The sequence below is a fragment of the Halomonas sp. GD1P12 genome (assembly GCF_025725645.1).
Lineage (GTDB): Bacteria > Pseudomonadota > Gammaproteobacteria > Pseudomonadales > Halomonadaceae > Vreelandella.
Window position 1 is genome coordinate 656,475 of the sequence record NZ_CP107007.1, and the last position, 16,356, is coordinate 672,830.

General features: G+C 64.4%; 16 protein-coding genes and 5 tRNA genes. 7 read left to right on the plus strand and 14 right to left on the minus strand.

Annotated elements, in window-relative coordinates:
- Positions 1 to 73 precede the first annotated feature (73 nt).
- The 9 genes from OCT39_RS03090 to ccoN form a co-directional block, all read right to left on the minus strand.
- Positions 74 to 772: a sulfite exporter TauE/SafE family protein gene (locus tag OCT39_RS03090; protein WP_263586234.1), complete on the minus strand. Its 699-nt coding sequence runs from the start codon at positions 770 to 772 to the stop codon at positions 74 to 76.
- Positions 769 to 972: a cbb3-type cytochrome oxidase assembly protein CcoS gene (ccoS, locus tag OCT39_RS03095; RefSeq protein WP_263586235.1), complete on the minus strand. Its 204-nt coding sequence runs from the start codon at positions 970 to 972 to the stop codon at positions 769 to 771. The genes OCT39_RS03090 and ccoS overlap by 4 nt, the downstream gene beginning before the upstream one ends.
- Positions 969 to 3,404: a heavy metal translocating P-type ATPase gene (locus tag OCT39_RS03100; RefSeq protein ID WP_263586236.1), complete on the minus strand. Its 2,436-nt coding sequence runs from the start codon at positions 3,402 to 3,404 to the stop codon at positions 969 to 971. Before OCT39_RS03100 ends, ccoS begins: the two co-directional genes overlap by 4 nt.
- Entirely contained in the window at positions 3,401 to 3,910 is a 510-nt protein-coding gene (locus OCT39_RS03105) for a FixH family protein (protein WP_263586237.1), read from the minus strand. Before OCT39_RS03105 ends, OCT39_RS03100 begins: the two co-directional genes overlap by 4 nt.
- Positions 3,911 to 3,913: 3 nt before the next feature.
- Positions 3,914 to 5,287 (minus strand): cytochrome c oxidase accessory protein CcoG, encoded by a 1,374-nt coding sequence (gene ccoG, locus OCT39_RS03110; RefSeq protein WP_263586238.1) that lies wholly within the window; start codon positions 5,285 to 5,287, stop codon positions 3,914 to 3,916.
- A 120-nt stretch (positions 5,288 to 5,407) separates the two neighbouring features.
- Positions 5,408 to 6,352 (minus strand): cytochrome-c oxidase, cbb3-type subunit III, encoded by a 945-nt coding sequence (gene ccoP, locus OCT39_RS03115; RefSeq protein WP_263586239.1) that lies wholly within the window; start codon positions 6,350 to 6,352, stop codon positions 5,408 to 5,410.
- Positions 6,349 to 6,516 carry a cbb3-type cytochrome oxidase subunit 3 gene (locus OCT39_RS03120; protein WP_263586240.1) on the minus strand — a complete coding sequence of 56 codons (168 nt, stop codon included), beginning with the start codon at positions 6,514 to 6,516 and terminating at the stop codon, positions 6,349 to 6,351. Before OCT39_RS03120 ends, ccoP begins: the two co-directional genes overlap by 4 nt.
- Entirely contained in the window at positions 6,517 to 7,125 is a 609-nt protein-coding gene (gene ccoO / locus OCT39_RS03125; protein ID WP_263586241.1) for a cytochrome-c oxidase, cbb3-type subunit II, read from the minus strand. It abuts the gene before it with no gap.
- A complete protein-coding gene (gene ccoN, locus OCT39_RS03130; RefSeq protein WP_263586242.1) occupies positions 7,115 to 8,638 on the minus strand; it encodes a cytochrome-c oxidase, cbb3-type subunit I in 1,524 nt (507 codons plus the stop codon). Before ccoN ends, ccoO begins: the two co-directional genes overlap by 11 nt.
- Before the next feature lie 278 nt (positions 8,639 to 8,916).
- Here ccoN and OCT39_RS03135 point away from each other — a divergent pair.
- The 5 genes from OCT39_RS03135 (at position 8,917) to OCT39_RS03155 (ending at position 9,468) form a co-directional block, all read left to right on the plus strand.
- Positions 8,917 to 8,992, plus strand: a tRNA-Val gene (locus OCT39_RS03135).
- Positions 8,993 to 9,037: 45 nt separating this feature from the next.
- Positions 9,038 to 9,114 (plus strand) — tRNA-Asp (locus OCT39_RS03140).
- Positions 9,115 to 9,146: 32 nt separating this feature from the next.
- Positions 9,147 to 9,223 (plus strand) — tRNA-Asp (locus tag OCT39_RS03145).
- Positions 9,224 to 9,270: 47 nt separating this feature from the next.
- Positions 9,271 to 9,346 (plus strand) — tRNA-Val (locus tag OCT39_RS03150).
- A gap of 45 nt (positions 9,347 to 9,391) precedes the next feature.
- Positions 9,392 to 9,468 (plus strand) — tRNA-Asp (locus tag OCT39_RS03155).
- Positions 9,469 to 9,619: 151 nt separating this feature from the next.
- Here the strand turns inward: OCT39_RS03155 and OCT39_RS03160 are convergent.
- The 4 genes from OCT39_RS03160 to glcD all read right to left on the minus strand — a co-directional run bounded on the left by OCT39_RS03160 (position 9,620) and on the right by glcD (position 13,984).
- Positions 9,620 to 10,021 carry a heme-binding protein gene (locus OCT39_RS03160; RefSeq protein ID WP_263586243.1) on the minus strand — a complete coding sequence of 134 codons (402 nt, stop codon included), beginning with the start codon at positions 10,019 to 10,021 and terminating at the stop codon, positions 9,620 to 9,622.
- Between the two features lie 76 nt (positions 10,022 to 10,097).
- Positions 10,098 to 11,327 carry a glycolate oxidase subunit GlcF gene (gene glcF / locus OCT39_RS03165; protein ID WP_263586244.1) on the minus strand — a complete coding sequence of 410 codons (1,230 nt, stop codon included), beginning with the start codon at positions 11,325 to 11,327 and terminating at the stop codon, positions 10,098 to 10,100.
- An 11-nt stretch (positions 11,328 to 11,338) separates the two neighbouring features.
- Entirely contained in the window at positions 11,339 to 12,451 is a 1,113-nt protein-coding gene (gene glcE, locus OCT39_RS03170; protein WP_263586245.1) for a glycolate oxidase subunit GlcE, read from the minus strand.
- Between the two features lie 33 nt (positions 12,452 to 12,484).
- Entirely contained in the window at positions 12,485 to 13,984 is a 1,500-nt protein-coding gene (gene glcD, locus OCT39_RS03175; RefSeq protein WP_263586246.1) for a glycolate oxidase subunit GlcD, read from the minus strand.
- 164 nt (positions 13,985 to 14,148) lie between these two features.
- Between glcD and glcC the strand changes: the two genes are divergently transcribed.
- Complete coding sequence (glcC, locus tag OCT39_RS03180) at positions 14,149 to 14,913, plus strand: transcriptional regulator GlcC (RefSeq protein ID WP_263587286.1); 765 nt, start codon at positions 14,149 to 14,151, stop codon at positions 14,911 to 14,913.
- Position 14,914: 1 nt separating this feature from the next.
- On the opposite strand, the gene OCT39_RS03185 is transcribed toward glcC, so the two are convergent.
- Positions 14,915 to 15,595, minus strand: coding sequence for a GntR family transcriptional regulator (locus OCT39_RS03185; protein ID WP_263586247.1), 681 nt, complete (start codon positions 15,593 to 15,595; stop codon positions 14,915 to 14,917).
- A gap of 201 nt (positions 15,596 to 15,796) precedes the next feature.
- Between OCT39_RS03185 and OCT39_RS03190 the strand changes: the two genes are divergently transcribed.
- Positions 15,797 to 16,255, plus strand: coding sequence for a GlcG/HbpS family heme-binding protein (locus OCT39_RS03190; protein ID WP_263586248.1), 459 nt, complete (start codon positions 15,797 to 15,799; stop codon positions 16,253 to 16,255).
- The last annotated feature ends 101 nt before the right edge of the window (positions 16,256 to 16,356 follow it).

Here is a 16,356-nt window from a genome sequence, read left to right on the forward strand (position 1 = left end):
AAAGATACCCCGGCGCGCTTGGCGGCTTCTTGCGTCAGGTCAAGAAAGCCCGACAAACGCGCCGGGCAAACGCTCAGTGATGCGCCGCCTGGGGCCAGAGCGTCCCAAGCTGGTAGAGTGCGAAGCTGATGATGACGAGCGCGGCCAGGGTGCGGGTCGCGGGGTGGCGAATGAGGTTTGAAAGCGCTCGCGCGGCCAGGCCGGTAGCCAGCAGTGCCGGCAGCGTTCCCAAACCAAAGGCGCCCATCAACAGCGCCCCCTGGGCCGGGGCGGCGGTGGCCATGCTCCAGGCGAGCATCGAGTACACCAGCCCGCAGGGCAGCCAACCCCAGAGCGCGCCGAGCGCCACCGCCTGGGGCAGGCGCACCACCGGCATCAGCCGCCGGCCCAGCGGCTCGATGACGCGCCAAAGCCTTCGCCCCAGCCCTTCCAGCGCCAAAAGCCCCTTCCACCAGTTGGCGATATAGAGCGCCATGAGGATTAGCATCACCGCGGCGAAGGCCTCGAGCACCACTCGCGCGGCGGGGGCGAGGGTGACCAGCGTGCCGAGCACGGCGGCAAGTGTCCCGGCCACCATGTAGCTTGCGATGCGCCCGAGGTTGTAGCCCAGCATCAACCCGGCCATGCGCGCGGGGCGGCGCATGCTCGGCGGCACCGCAAAGGCCAAAGCACTCATGATGCCGCCGCACATGCCGATGCAGTGGGCCCCGCCGAGCAGGCCAAATACCCAGGCGGCAAGCAGCGGGGGTAGATCGAAGCCGGTGGGGTTCACCGGCGCGGCTCGTCGCGCTCGGCGGGCGCTTTTGCCCGGCGGCGACTGGGGGGTGCGGCCAGGTCGTCATCGAACAGGATGCGATGGGCGGGGCCGTCGAGGTCGTCGAACTGATCGTTGCTCACCGCCCAGAAAAATGCCCAGACGGCCAGCGCCAGCAGTAAAAGCGACAGCGGAATCAACAGATAAAGACTCGTCATGCGGGCTCCCAGTGATGAGCGGGCAGATGCTGACGGCGACCGCGCGCGCCGTGTTTCAGCCGCAGGGCGTTGCCGACGACCACCAGCGAGCTCAGCGACATGCCGAGCGCGGCAAGCCAGGGCGGCACGAGGCCGAGTGCGGCCAACGGCAGCGCCAAACCGTTGTAAGCGACCGACCAGGCGATGTTCTGGCGCATCACCCGGCGGGTGGCACGGGCAAGCGAGAGCGCCTCGACCACGCGGACCAGACGCGGGCTCAGTAGCAGCGCGTCGGCCCGGGTCTGGGCCAGATCCGTGGCGCCGTTCATCGCCAGCGCCACGTCGGCCCCGGCCAGCACCGGTACGTCGTTGATGCCGTCGCCGACCATCAACACCCGCTCGCCTTTGGTCTGTAACGCTTGGATGCGCGCAAGCTTCTCTTCAGGCGTGGCGCGGGCCTGCCAGGTCGTGATGCCGAGCGTTTGGGCCAGCGCTTGGACGGGAGCGCGCTCGTCGCCGGAAAGTAGCTCGACGTCGAGACCGAGCGCCTGGAGCCTGGCCACGGTCTCGGCGGCGTCGTCCCGCAGGGTGTCTTCGAGGCGAAACCAGGCGCTTGGGATATAAGCGCCGTCGGCGCCTTCCCGGCTGAGTAACAGCCACTGGCCGGGCCCGGGCGGTGTGATGTCGCCCGCGGCGAACGCCGCCCGACCCAGGCGCCAGCGCTTGCCGTCGAGCGTGGCGCCAAGGCCCTGATTGGGGTGACGCACGACGTCGCAGGCGCTGAGCGCCGGCTCGCGAAACGGGCGAAACGCCGAGGCGATCGGGTGTTCTGAGTGCGCCTCGATGGCGGCGGCGATCTGCCGGGCGTGGGGCTCGCTTAACGCGCCGAGCGTTTGAGTCGCGGCCAGGCGCATCTCGCCGTGGGTAAGCGTGCCGGTCTTGTCGAACACCACGCGGGTCACGCCGGCAAGCGCCTCCAGCGCGTCGGCCCGGGTGATCAGTACGCCGCGCCGGTAAAGCGCGGCGTGGCCGGTCGCCAGTGCGGTGGGCGCGGCCAGCGCCAGTGCGCAGGGGCAGGTGACCACCAGTACCGAAAGCGTCACCCACAACACCCGGTCAGGGTCGATAAATAGCCAAGCGGTGGACACGCAAAGCGTGACCAGTAAAAGGCGCAGCACGAAGCGGTGCGCCATGGTGTCGGCAAGCCGCGCAAGCCGCGGGCGGTGCGCGAACGCCCGGTCGGTCAGGTCGAGCACGCTATTGATCGTCGACTCACGCCCGGCGTGGGTGACGCGCACGATCAGCGCGTTCTCCACGTTTTGGCTGCCGCCGATGACGCACCCGCCGGGGCGTCTGGTCACCGGCAAAAACTCACCGGTCAGCATCGACTCATCGAGACTCGATTCGCCCTGCTCGATGATGCCGTCGGCGGGCACCGTGGCGCCCGGGTTCACTCTCACCCGCTCGCCGGCCTTGAGAAGGCTCGCCGGCACCACCCGCTCCGCGCCGTCGTCCTCCAGGCGCAGCGCGGCGGCGGGAAGGGCGTGGCTCAGCGCGTTGCCGCCGGCGCGCCGGGTGCGCGCTTCGATATGGCGGCTCAACAGCAAAAAGAAGGTGAACATGGCGATGGAGTCGAAATAGACGTCGCCCTGGCCCTTGAACACCGCGTAGACGCTGGCGCCATAGGCAAGCATCAGCGCGAGTGCCACCGGCACCTCCATGGTGAGCCGCCGGTGGGCAAGCGCGCTGGCGGCAGCGCGAAAAAACGGCCAGGCGGAGAAGGCTACCACCGGCGTGGTCAGCGAGAGCGACAGCCAGTGAAATAGCGCGAAGAAGTGATCGCCAAGCTCGTTTGGCCCCGCCACGTAGAGCGGGATCGAGAACATCACCACCTGCATCATGCCCACGGCGGCCACGATCAGCCGGCGCACGCTCATGCGCGCCTCCCGCTTCTGGCGGGCCAGCGCCCGGTCCGGCTCGAAGGGCATGGCCTCGTAGCCGATCGCGGCCAGCTCGGCAAAAATGTGTGAGGGCGCGAGTATGGCCGGGTCCCAGCTCACCCGCAGGCGGTGCTCGGTCAGATTCACCGCGCTGCCGGTGATGCCTTCCAGTGCGTTCAGATGGTGCTCGATCAGCCAGGCGCAGGCGGCGCAGGTGATGTTCTCCACCGCCAACGTGGCGCTGACATCGCGCTCGCGCGGATGAACGAACTGCGCCTGCAGCTCCGGGTGATCGAACGCCGTCCAGGTCTCGGCACGGGCGCGGTCGTCCGCCGGGCGGGGGGAGAGCTCGGTGCGGTAGCGGTAGTAGCCTTCGAGCCCGCCTTCGACGATGGCGTGGGCCACCGCCTCGCAGCCCGGGCAGCAAAGCGGTTTGGCCGCACCGTCCAGGGTGATCGTCCAGGAGGCGCCGGCGGGCACCGGCGCGCCGCAGTGGTAACACGCCGCGCTCACGGCGCCCCCGCCGGGGCCAAACGTACCGCGGCGTCGCTTGGCAGGGTAATCTCGCCGTTGAGCCGCCAATCCGGCGCCTGGCTCGGCGCAAGCGTCACGTAGCGCCGGTAGGCAAGCCCCACCGGGGCCTGGCCGACGTAATGGCCGCCCCGGCGGTGGGTCAGCGTCAGGCGCACGTCGCGCTCGTCCCGGGTGGGGTGAATCAGGCTGAGCGCCAGTGCGCTCGGTCGCGCCTGGCCTTCGAGGTCGAGCACCACGTCCTGGGTCACCGGGTCGACGTAGAGCGTCGCGGAAAGATTGAGCGCCTCGGCGCGTTCGGCCTTTTCGAGCACCGCGTTGATCATCTTGCCGTGTTCGAAATAGTCCTCCTGCACCACCATGCCGTCGAAGGTGTTGAGCGCCACGACCGCAAAGGCCACGCTCATCAGCATCGACGAGAGCAAAAGCGTCAGCAAGCACCAGGGCCAGAACTGACGATACCAGGGCGGCGGCGCGGGCTCGAACATGGCTTATCTCCTCTCACCGCTCAAAAAACGCGCCGGCCGCCGCGCCAGCGGCTCGCCCGACTCGGAGGCAAGCACGAAGCTGAACGGCTGGCTGGGGGAGACACCGGCGGGCGCACTCACGCTGACGACTCGGCTTGTAGAGCCGCCGCCGGGCACCTCGATCGCGCGGGTGTCGAGCCGGGCGCCGGCCAGTGCCTCGATGCCCAGGCGGTAGGTATGCGCCTGGCGGTCGTGGTTGCGCACCGTCAGCCGGTAGACGTTTTGAACCTCGCCGCCCTCGATGACGCTATAGAGCGTGCCGCGCGCGCGCTCGGCCTCGAGGCTTGCCGGCGCGCGCTGAGTGAGCGCCCACGTAAGCAGTGCGAGCGTGAGCGCCAGCAGCAAAAGCGCCCCCGCTCGGTAACGCCAGGCGCGCGGCGCCGGACGACCCTCGAGGCGGTTCTGGGTGGTGTAGCCCACCAGCCCCGTGGGGCGGTTAAGGCGCGTCATGACCGTATCGCAGGCATCCACGCAGGCCGCGCACTGGATACAGGCGTACTGCAGCCCGTCGCGTATGTCGATACCGGTAGGGCAGACCTGTACGCACAGATGGCAGTCGACGCAGTCGCCTTTGGACGTGGGCTCACCCCCGCGCGGCTCGCCGCGGGCAGTATCATAGGCCACGGTGAGCGTGTCGCGGTCGACCATCACCGACTGAAAGCGTGCGTAGGGACACATGTGCAGGCAGACCTGCTCGCGCAGCCAGCCGGCGTTGAGATAAGTGAAGAAGGTAAAAAAGCCGACCCAGAACAGCGCCCAGCCACCGGCCTCGAGCGTCACGACGTCGAGCGCGAGCGTGCGGATCGGCGCGAAGTAACCCACGATCGTGATGCCGGTGGCCAGCGCCATCAGTGCCCACAGCGCGTGCTTGACGAGCTTACGCGGGGCCCAAACGGCGGGGCCTTTTTTATCGCGGCGCAGGCGGCGATGGCGCGAGCCCTCCAGGCGGTGCTCGACCCACATGAACAGAAACGTCCAGACGCTTTGCGGGCAGGTATAGCCGCACCACACCCGCCCTAAAAGCCGGGTGACGAAGAACAGTCCAAAGGCGGCGGCGATGAATAAAAGCGCCAGCAGGATGAACTCCTGAGGGTAGAACGTGGCGCTCATCAGGTGGAACTCGCGCCCGGGTATGTCGAGCCAGAGGGCCGGGCGGCCTTGAATATTGATCCAGGGCAGCAGAAAAAAGCCGCCCATCAACAGCACATTGAGCCGCCGGCGAAGCGCCTGAAAGACCCCCTTGCTCTCGCGCACGTAAAGATGCCCGCGCAGGCGCACACCGGCTTCACCAAACGTGTCCGGCGGCGGGGTGACGTCCTGTAGGGGAATCGGCTGCATCAGACTCGGTCTCGCGAAAAGGGCTCGAAGGGCGCTTGGCGTTTGATCATAACAACAATCGCGGGCGCGTTCGTTGTCCTGGGTGATCGAGGCCCAAACGCGGGTGCGACAAATGCGCGCCTAATCGCCGTCGGCGTTTTTAAACCGCAGGCTGTAAACGTAGGCGGCGATCAGGTGAACGCGCGCCTCGCCGATGAAGGGCGCCTGGGCGGGCATCACGCCGCTTCTTCCTTCGGTCAGGGTCTGGCGGATGGCATCCGCCACGCTTTGGTCTGGCGCGCGGTAAAGCCAGATATCGTTGGTCAAATTCGGCGCGCCGAGGGCCTGGTTGCCGGTGCCGTTGGCGCCGTGGCAGGCCACGCAAAAGCTTGCGTAGCGCTGCGCGCCGCTTTGGGCGCGGGCGGCGTCGTGCTCCAGGTCGGAGAGTGCGAGCACGTGCTGGGTCAAATCCTCAATGGCCTCCTCGCCCAGGTGCGCCCAGGCGGGCATCACGCCGCGCCGGCCTTGAGTGAGCGTGGTGAGAAGCGCCTCGGGCTCGCCGCCGTAGAGCCAGTCGTCGTCGGTCAGGTTGGGGAAGCCGTCACCGCCCTGGGCAGCCACGCCGTGGCACACGGCGCAGTTGTTGGCGAAAAGCCGCCCGGCGATCTGCATGGCCTCGCCATTCTGGGCAAGCTCGGGAATCGGTACGTCGTGATAGCGGGCGAAGATCGGGCCGAAGCGCGCCTCGGCGGCGGCCACCTCCTCTTCCCACTGCGCCTGCTGGCTCCAGCCCAGAAGGCCCTTGAAGTTGCCAAGGCCGGGGTAGAGTGCCAGGTAGCCAAGGGTAAACACCACCGTGGCCACAAACAGATAGAACCACCATCGCGGCATGGGGTTATCGAACTCCTCTATACCGTCGACCTCGTGACCGGTGGTGCGATGAGAGTGCGGCTCATCATTGGATGTCGCGTCGCGCCCGGCGTTGGCCGCCACCACCCAGACCACCAGCACCAGCGTGATCAACGTCAAGGCGATCACCCAGACGCTCCAGAAACCGGGCAGGGCGTTGTCCCACAGATCGCTCACCGGCAGTCCTCCCGCTCGTCGTGCGGCTCGTCGTCGGCGAAGGGCAGATTCGCCGCCTCGTCGAACGCCTTGTGCTGGCGCCGGGAGTAGGCCCAACGCACGATGCCGATAAAGGCGATGATCAACAGCAGGGTGATCAGCCCGCGAAAGGTGCCGGTCGTCATTTAGCGCGTCCCCTCCAGCACCGTGCCGAGCTGCTGTAGGTAGGCCACCAGCGCGGTGATCTCCGGGGTGCCTTCGACCGCCGCGCGGGCGCCGTCGATCTGCTCGTCGGAGTAGGGCACGCCCAAACGCTTGAGCGCACGCATCTTGGCCGGCGTGTCGGCGCCGTCGAGCTCGCGCTCGAAAAGCCAAGGGTAGGCGGGCATGATCGACTCCGGCACCACGTCGCGCGGGTTGTAAAGATGCGCCCGGTGCCAGGCGTCGCTGTAGCGCCCGCCGACCCGGGCCAGATCCGGCCCGGTGCGCTTGGAGCCCCAGAGAAAGTTGTGCTCATAAAGGCCTTCGCCGGCCACACTGTAGTGGCCATAGCGCTCGGTTTCGGCGCGAAACGGGCGGATCATCTGCGAATGGCAGCCCACGCACCCTTCGCGGCGGTAGATATCGCGCCCTTCGAGCTCGAGCGCGGTCAGCGGCGTCAGCCCCTCGACGGGCTCGGTGACGTCCTTTTGAAAAAACAGCGGCACGATTTCGGCAAGCCCACCAAAGCTGATCGCCACCAGAATCAGCGCGCCCAGAAGCCCGGCGTTTTTTTCGACCAGCTCATGCTTCATGGCGGGCCTCCCGATGACGGGCTTTTTCGTGATGGGCCTGGTTGTGAGGGCCTTGGTTGTGAGCGGCCTGGTCGAGCGCGGCGCGCGACGAGGCGGCCTTGATCGTCATGTAGACATTGAACGCCATGACCAGCGTGCCCGCCAAAAACAAAAGCCCACCCACCATGCGCACGAGATAGCCCGGGTGGCTCGCCTCGACCGCATCGACGAAGCGGTACATCAGCGTGCCGTCGGCGTTGACCGCGCGCCACATTATCCCCTGGATGACGCCATTGGCCCACATCGCCATGACGTACAAAAGCGTGCCGCACAGCGCGAGCCAAAAGTGCAGCGCGATCAGCGGCGTCGAGTACATGGCGGTGCGCCCGTAAAGGCGTGGAATCATGTGATAGAGCGAGCCGAAGGTGATCATCGCTACCCAGCCAAGCGCGCCGGAGTGAACGTGACCGATGTTCCAGTCGGTGTAGTGGGAGAAGGCATTGACGGTCTTGATCGCCAGCATCGGGCCTTCAAAGGTCGCCATCCCGTAGAAGGTCAGCGCGGTGACCAGAAAGCGCAGGATCGGGTCGGTGCGCAGCTTATGCCAGGCACCCGAAAGCGTCATGATGCCGTTGATCATGCCGCCCCAGGAGGGCACCAGCAGTATGATCGACATCACCATGCCCAGCGACTGCGCCCAGCTCGGCAGCGCCGTGTAGTGAAGGTGGTGCGGGCCGGCCCACATGTAGATCATGATCAGCGCCCAGAAATGGACGATGGAGAGCCGGTAGGAGTAGATCGGCCGCTCGGCCTGTTTGGGCACGAAGTAGTACATCATGCCGAGAAACCCGGCGGTCAGGAAAAAGCCCACCGCGTTGTGGCCGTACCACCACTGCACCATGGCATCCACCGCACCCGTGTAGAGCGAAGTCGAATACATCGGCGTGACCGGAAGCGCGGCGTTATTGACGATATGCAGCACCGCAATGGTGAGAATGAACGCCGCAAAGAACCAGTTGGCCACGTAGATGTGCGAGGTTCTACGCCGCTTGAGCGTCATCAGAAACACGATCGCGTAGCAGATCCACACCACCGCCAGCACGATGCTGATCGGCCATTCGAGTTCGGCGTACTCCTTGGTGGTGGTGTAGCCCATCGGTAGCGATACCAGCGCCGAGACGATCACCGCCTGCCAGCCCCAAAAGGTGAAGGCGGCGAGCCGGTCGCTATAGAGCCGTGTCTGGCAGGTGCGCTGAACCACGTAATAGGAAGTGGCAAACAGCGCCGAGCCGCCGAAAGCGAAGATTACGAGATTCGTGTGCAGCGGGCGCAGCCGGCCAAAGCTCGTCCAGGCAAGCCCCAGGTTCAGCTCCGGCCAGACCAGCTGGGCGGCCAGCAACAGCCCCACGCCCATACCAACGATCGCCCACACCACGGCCATGATCGCGAACTGGCGAACGACCTTGTAGTTGTAAATATCGCTATAGACATCGCTGTAAACGGGCGAAGCGGTGCGGGGTGGTACGGTTTGCATAGTGAATTCCATCGATCGCGAGAGGGCATCAAGGCCCTGGGCGAGTCTAGCCTGGCCGGGCGCCGAGCTAAATAGCGCCGGTGGGAAAAGCCTCGCGCGAGATTCGGGTCAGATTATGACAGTTTTGATTGACGCGCCGGGGGCAATTACGGCATTCTTCGACGGCGCTTTCGCAGGCCCTCGGGCCCTGGTCGCCAACACGCTAATTTGAATCAAAATTCTTTCAGCGTATTGACACCCAACCCGAACCCTGTAGAATGCAGCGCCACGTGACCAGCGGGTGGTTAGCTCAGTTGGGAGAGCACCAGCCTTACAAGCTGGGGGTCACTGGTTCGAACCCAGTACCACCCACCATTTTTAATGGGTTGGCACGTGTAGCAGTAAAAGTTGATGTAATGCGGACCGGTAGTTCAGTTGGTTAGAATGCCGGCCTGTCACGCCGGAGGTCGCGAGTTCGAGTCTCGTCCGGTCCGCCACATCATCGTTTATTGCCAAGTTATCGCTATTCGGACCGGTAGTTCAGTCGGTTAGAATGCCGGCCTGTCACGCCGGAGGTCGCGAGTTCGAGTCTCGTCCGGTCCGCCACGATAACCTGATGTAGTAAATGATCAAGCGCGCCTGCGTTGATTATTGGGTGGTTAGCTCAGTTGGGAGAGCACCAGCCTTACAAGCTGGGGGTCACTGGTTCGAACCCAGTACCACCCACCATTTAAAAGCGCCTCTGAACCGCCTTTAAATGGTCGATCCAAAAGTGGACCGGTAGTTCAGTCGGTTAGAATGCCGGCCTGTCACGCCGGAGGTCGCGAGTTCGAGTCTCGTCCGGTCCGCCATCGATTTTTCCTTCCTGCTTTATCTTTTCTCTCCAATTCGTTTTTATCAATTGATTTGGGCCCTTTCGCGCTCGAATACCCTCTATTCACGCTTTATGCATAAAAAACCCCGAGCCGTGGCCCAGGGTCATCGTGTTTGTGTGCCTGACGTTTAGCCAATCGCGCTCACGCCGGCTTTGGCGATTTGAACGTCCTGCTCGGGTTTGACGCCGGAAACGCCGACGGAGCCGACCACCTGGTCATCCACCATGATCGGTACGCCGCCGGTGAGCATGCCCGTCAGCGGCGCGGAAACAAACGCCGTGCGCCCGCCGTTGATCATGTCTTCGAACACCTGGGTTTCTTTGCGCCCAATGGCGGCATTACGCGCCTTGTGCGTGGCGACATCGGCGCTGAAGGGGGCGGCGCCGTCGAGGCGGCGAAGGCCCAGCAGATGGCCGCCGTCGTCGGCCACGGCGATGGTCACTGCCCAGCCCTGGCGTTCGGCCTCTTGTTGCGCGGCGTCGAGCACGCGGTTGACATCGGTGTGACCCAGTACGGCTTTGGTTTTCATACGGCGTTTCCTTTTGCGTTGTCGTGTAAGCGATTATTCAGGCGCCCGGCTTCGTGAGCAGGCGCCAAGTGGTCAATCAGGCGAGCGCGGCGTCGACGACCTCGACCCAGTGGCGCACCGGCGTGCGGTTGGCGCTCGCCAGATGGGTTTGGCAGCCGATATTGGCGGTGACGATCATTTCCGGGTCACCGGCTTCCAGCGCCGCGAGCTTGTTGTCGCGAAGCTGGGTCGCGATCTCCGGCTGGGTGATCGAGTAGGTACCTGCCGAGCCGCAGCAGAGGTGACTATCCTGCACCGGCGTGAGCGTGAAGCCAAGCCGGGTCAGCACGCCTTCGACCGCGCCGTTAAGCTTTTGCGCGTGTTGCAGCGTGCAGGGGCAGTGAAATGCCAGGCGCTTTTGCGCTTGAACGCTCAGTTTCTCAAGCGGCTCCTCGCGCAGGACCTCGACGATATCCCGGGCCAGGGCGCTGACGCGCTTCGCCTTGTCGGCGTAGGCGGGGTCGTCTTTCAGCATCTCGCCGTACTCTTTCACAAACGCCCCGCAGCCGCTGGCGGTCTGAACGATCGCCTCGATGCCACTTTCGACGTGGGGCCACCAGGCGTCAATATTGGCGCGCATGCGCTCGCGCCCGGCTTCCTGGGCGTTCAGGTGGAAATCGATCGCTCCGCAGCAGCCCGCTTCCTGAACCGGCGTCAGGCCGATATCGAGCCGGTCGAGTAGCCGTGCCGTGGCGGCGTTGGTGTTGGGCGAAAGCCCGGGCTGCACGCAGCCCTCGAGAATCAGCATCTGGCGCGTGTGGGCGCTTTGCGGGCGCTTGCCGGCGTCCACCGGGGGCGGCGGCATCTTGGCTCTGAGCGGGCCCGGCACCAGCGGCTTGAAGGTCTGGCCGAGTGTTAACAGCGCCTTGAAGCGTTTGGGCTCGACCATCATCTTTCTAAGTGCGAAGCGAGTGGCGCGCTCGGCGGCCGGGCGCGGTACTCGGCGCTCGATTTCCGCGCGGCCGATGTTCAATAGCTTGTGGTACTCGACCCCGGACGGGCAGGTGGTTTCGCAGTTCTGGCAGGTCAGGCAGCGGTCGAGATGCAGGCGTGTCTCCTCGGTCACCTGGCTGTCGTCGTCCGCGCTCTCAAGAAGCTCCTTCATCAGATAAATGCGCCCGCGCGGGCCGTCGCGCTCGTCGCCCAACAGCTGGTAGGTGGGGCAGGTGGCGTTGCAAAAACCGCAGTGAACGCAGGTGCGAAGAATCCGCTCGGCTTCCTGGATATGGGGTTTCTGGCGATCGGCATCGGTAAAGTGCGTTTGCATGAAAGCTCTCCTTAAAGCCCCGCGTACAGCCGGCCCGGGTTGAAAATACCGTGGGTATCGAGCTCGGCCTTGAGCCTTTTGTGATACTTCTCGACGACCGGGTCGAGCGGCATGAAGGGCGAGTCCGCCCCGCCCTGGGCTGCGGGCGTAAAGCAGGTAGCGTGGCCGCCGGCCTGCTGGCAGGCGCGGCGCAGCGCCTCACCGTCATGGGTCTTGATCCAGCGCTGGCTGCCCGCCCAGTCGTAAAAAATATCCGTCTCGTCAACGTCGATATCGAGCGGCGCGGTGTGGGGCGGGAGCGAGGCGCGCCAGAGTGCCTGGCCGGAGGTCCGCGTGAAGAAGTCGTGCTGGTGGTCGCGCAGCTGAGTCCAGAACGCATCCTCGAGCGGCTCTCCGCCCAGGCGCTCCCGGGTCGCCTTCACCGAGCTTTGGCCGCCTTCCAGGCGAAGGAACAGCGTGTTCTGGTGCCAGGCCGCGCCGGTGATCGGCAGCGGCTCGCGGCCAAGCGTGGAGAGTGTGCTTAGCGCGTCCTCGATACCCATGCCGTCAAGGCGCAGGCTGTCGGTGGCCGCCGGCCGGGGCAATACCTTGAAGGAGATATCGGCCAGCACGCCGAGCGTACCCTGAGCGCCGGCCATCAGCCGCGAGACGTCGTAGCCGGCGACGTTTTTCATCACCTCGCCGCCAAAGCTCAGCAGTTTGCCTTCTTGCGTGATGACGTGAGAGCCGAGCACGAAGTCCCGCGCCGCGCCCGCCCAGGGGCGGCGCGGGCCGGAAAGGCCGGTGGCGACAGCGCCGCCAATGGTACTGGCCTGGCCAAAGCGCGGCGGCTCGAAGGGCAGCATTTGATGCTTTGCGGCGAGCGCGGCTTCGAGTGTGGCAAGGCGGGTGCCGGCGCGCACGGTCACGACCAGCTCGACCGGGTCGTAGGTGATGATGCCGCTATGCTCGGTCATATCGAGCGTGATGCCCTCGACCGGCCGGCCGTAAAAGCCGCGAGTGTCGCCGCCCTTGATGCGCAGCGGCGCGCGGCTTTGGTAGGCGTTGGCCACCTGCTGGCAAAGGGCCTCGCTGATATCGCGATCCGGCGCCCGTGTCGCTGGGTCAGTCGCTGGTTCAGTCATGGTCATTCCTTTCTCTCGTTCGCGGCGGCCTTTTTAAAAACGCGGCAGCTCCGGGTGGGGCAGATCGTTGTTGTGCACGTGCATGGCGCCAAACTCGGCGCAGCGTGCAAGCGTGGGGATGTTCTTGCCCGGATTGAGCAGACGCTTGTCGTCGAACGCTGCCTTCACCGCGTGAAACACGGTGATCTCATCGGCCTGGAACTGGCTGCACATCTGGTTGATCTTCTCGCGACCCACGCCGTGCTCGCCGGTGATCGAGCCGCCGGCGGCGACGCACAGCTCCAGAATCTTGCCGCCCACGTCCTCGGCAAGCTCGAGCTCGCCTTCCTTGTTGGCATCGAACAGGATCAGCGGATGCATGTTGCCGTCACCGGCGTGAAAGACGTTGGCGACCCTCAGACCGCTCTCCTCAGAGAGCGCCGCGATGCCCTTGAGTACCCGCGGCAGCTCCTTGCGCGGAATGGTGCCGTCCATGCAGTAGTAGTCCGGCGACATGCGGCCCACCGCAGGGAAGGCGTTCTTGCGCCCGGCCCAGAATTTGGCCCGCTCGGCCTCGTCCTTGGCCTGCTGAATGTCGGTAGCGCCGGCTTTTTCCAGTACCCGGCGCACGGTCTCGCAGTCATCGTCCACGTCCGCTTCGACGCCGTCGAGTTCGCACAGCAGGATCGCCTCGGCGTCCAGCGGGTAGCCCGCCCGCACGAAGTCCTCGGCGGCCTGGATAGCGAGTTTGTCCATCATCTCGAGCCCGCCGGGCACGATACCGGCGGCGATGATGTCGCCTACCGCGCGGCCGGCCTTCTCGACATCGTCGAAGCTCGCCATCAGCACCTTGGCGACGGTGGGCTTGGGCAAAAGCTTCACGGTGATCTCGGTGACCACGCCGAGCATGCCCTCGGAGCCGTTGATCAGCGCGAGCAGATCGAAGCCCGGGGCATCAAACGCCTCCGAGCCGAGCGTCATGTGCTCGCCTTCGATGGTCAATACGTCGACGCGCAGCACGTTATGTACGGTCAGCCCGTACTTCAGACAGTGCACGCCGCCGGCGTTTTCCGCCACGTTGCCGCCGATCGAACAGGCGATCTGCGAGGAGGGGTCCGGCGCGTAGTAAAGCCCGAAAGGCGCGGCGGCCTCGGAAATCGCCAGATTGCGCACGCCGGGCTGCACCCGGGCAAGCCGGGCGTCCGGGTCGACGTCGATGATCTTGTTGAAGCGCGACATGACCAGCAAAACGCCTTGTTCTAGCGGCAGCGCCCCGCCGGAAAGGCCGGTGCCCGCGCCGCGAGTCACCACCGGCACGCCAAGTTCGAAACAACACTTCAAGAGCGCCTCGACCTGCTCGAGGTTTTCCGGCAGCGCCACCAGCATGGGCAGCACGCGGTAGGCCGCCAGGCCGTCGCACTCAAAGGGGCGTAGATCCTCTTCGCGAGAGAGCAGAGTGAGCGTCGGGGCGGCGCGCTCGAGGGCAGTGAGCACCTCGCGCTTGTCACGGTCGATCAGCTCGCCGTCGAGGCGCGCGTCATAGAGGATATTCATATCCCCTCCTGTTATTAGGGTACTGATTTTTTAAAAACGCTAGGTCACGGGATAGCCGCTAATCTGAGCTTTTTTTGTGTACCTGTCCAGCCTGTGGTGCAATGGTCTGACCAGTTGATGGTCGCCCCTTTACCGTTGGAGACACCCGCGTGACATCCTCATTCATGGAACCCTCGCTTGGCCGGCGTGCCCCGGAGCACGTGGCAGCGAGAATCGAAGAGCTGATTCTTGAAGGGGTGTTTCGCCCGGGCCAGCTGCTGCCTTCCGAGCGCCGGCTATGTGAGCGGCTGGGCGTTTCTCGCGCCTCGCTGCGTGAAGGCCTTCGCATTCTGCGCAGTAAAAGCATCATCGAGACCCGCCAGGGGCGCGGTTCGGTCGTGGCCTCGCTGCTCCCCATGCCTCAGCAGGGGCCGCTGATGCACCTGTTTCGCGACCATCCACGTACGCTGTTCGATTTGCTGGAAGTGCGCTCGCTGCTGGAGGGGGAGTCCGCGTACCTGGCCGCTCGCCGCGGCACTTCGATGGACCGCGTGCTGATTACCCGGCGCTATCAGGAGATGGCCGAGTACGTCGAACACGCCGAGCCAATCGACGTAGAGCAGCTGGCGCGCTTTGATCACGCTTTCCATCTGGCGATCTCCCAGGCCTCGCACAACCCGGTGCTGGTGCACACCCTGCAAAGCCTGACGGATCTGCTGCTGAGCTCGGTGTTTGCCTCGGTCAAGCACCTTTACCACCGCCCGGCGCCGCGCGCGATGATCAACCACCAGCACCAGCAACTTTTCGAAACCGTCATCGCCGGCGACGCCGACGGCGCACGGCGCGTCGCGCTAGAGCACCTTTCCAGCATCACCGAGCTCTTGCGCGAGCTGGATCTCGAGAACGAGCGGTTGGAGCGCTCGGCGATGCGCCTTGAAGAGTGGCGTTGATTCAGGCGCTGGCCGCGTTTTGGCCGTCGTCGCCTATGACGCCGGCCAGCGTCGCCACCTCGATCTTATTGCAGAGGTGTTCGCGCAGTACTTCGCCCAGTTTTTGACTATCGCGATTTTCCAGCGCCGTGATCATTTGTTCGTGGTCGTCAACGGCACGACGCCAAAACTGCTCGGTCATCTTCTTGGAATAGCGTACGCGTTTGACCCGTTGGCTCAGGTTGTTGTAAGTCTCCTGTAGCACCGGGTTATCGGAAGCGGCCAGAATACGTTCGTGAATCTGACGGTTCATATCGAAATAGTTGTTCAAATCGCGCGCGTGGTAGTACCCGAGCATGGCATCGTGAAGCGTGCGAATGTGTTTGATTTCACTGTCGTCGATATGTCGACAGGCAAGTTCACCCGCCAGCCCCTCCAGTGCCGCCATTAGATCGTAGGTATCCTTCACGCTCTTGAAGGTCAGGCGTACCACGCGCGCGCCGCGATTGGGCAAAATCTGAATTAGCCCCTCGGCGGCCAGCACCTTGAGCGCTTCGCGAAGCGGCGTACGCGAGACGCCGAACTGCTCGCAAAGCTCTCTTTCCGAGATACGCTCTCCCGGCGCGAGCTCGCCGTGCTCGATTAAATCGCCGATGCGGTCGGCCACCTCTCGATACAAGTGGCGCTGTAGAATTTTGGTCATGGCACGCTCCTTTATTCTGACTTACGCCTTTCTAGCGGCCCTGTGAAAGCGTCAATCGGCGAATGGTGTTTTTTTCTATAGTGGCGATGCGGTTTCTGTTCTGCAAAGATAATTATGAATTCACTGGACTCCTCGTGACAAATAACGACCCGCAAGAATCTGATTTACTCGTCCCATCACAATGATAAAAGAGAGTTTTTTATGCCCAGCAACGTTTATCTCGCAAGCGTTCAGCTTACCCGCTCCCAGGCAAAACGCATTCTCGAAGGCGCCGTCGATAAAGCACGCGAGTTCGATTTACCCCCCCTCACGCTGGTGGTATTGGACGGCGGTGGCCATCTGGTGGCCGCTGAGCGAGAGGACGGCTGTGGGCCGCTACGCTTTCCGGTGGCCAATGGCAAGGCGTTTGCAGCGCTTGGCATGGGGATTGCCAGCGGCGTGATGGGGGCGCGTAATCAGGAGCGCCCCGCATTTTTGGCAAGCGTCGCCGCCGCTTCCCAAGGGCAGGTAGTACCGGTAGCCGGCGGCGTACCGATTCTGGACGATCAGCAGCGCGTTATCGGTGCCGTGGGGGTGAGCGGCGCATCGTCCGAGGAGGATCAAAGCGTCGCGATCGCCGGTATCGAGGCTGCCAATCTAGCGTTTGGCCTCGAACCCTGACGTCGCCTAAGCAGGTTCATCAAGCAAACGGCGCCGAATTCGGCGCCGTTTTTATTTTTAAATTATTGAATTTTCAAGATAAAAAATAAATCGTCCAATCC